Source organism: Pseudoalteromonas sp. SIMBA_162, assembly GCF_046535955.1.
Taxonomy (GTDB): Bacteria; Pseudomonadota; Gammaproteobacteria; order Enterobacterales; family Alteromonadaceae; genus Pseudoalteromonas; species Pseudoalteromonas marina.
In genome coordinates this window covers 1-247 of sequence record NZ_JAWJBQ010000936.1, presented here as the reverse complement: position 1 = coordinate 247, position 247 = coordinate 1, and the positions used below count along the sequence as shown (strand labels likewise).

Sequence of the window (247 nt, the reverse complement as noted above, 5' to 3'; positions counted from 1 at the left end):
CACCAGCGGGTCGCTCGCGTCTTCCGTCTCGCCGAAGGGCGAGGTATCGGAGACGATGTGTGCCCAGATGAAGAAGCCGAAGACCAGGTAATCCGCCGCCGCCGGGGCATCGCCATCCATGAAGGGCTGATTGGCGAGCAGACCACGCAGCGGCTTGAAGGCGCTGTCCAGGATGCCGCGTGCGGCCTCGTCGTTGTTGAATTCCTCGAAGGGCATGCCGAAGCGGGCTTCGCGGCTGGTGCGGAAG

1 protein-coding gene is annotated in these 247 nt (G+C 65.2%); it reads right to left on the bottom strand.

Annotated elements, in window-relative coordinates; translation table 11 throughout:
* Positions 1-247: glutathione S-transferase C-terminal domain-containing protein (locus R0J88_RS22455; RefSeq protein WP_410901237.1), on the bottom strand; the 247-nt coding region annotated here is incomplete at both ends.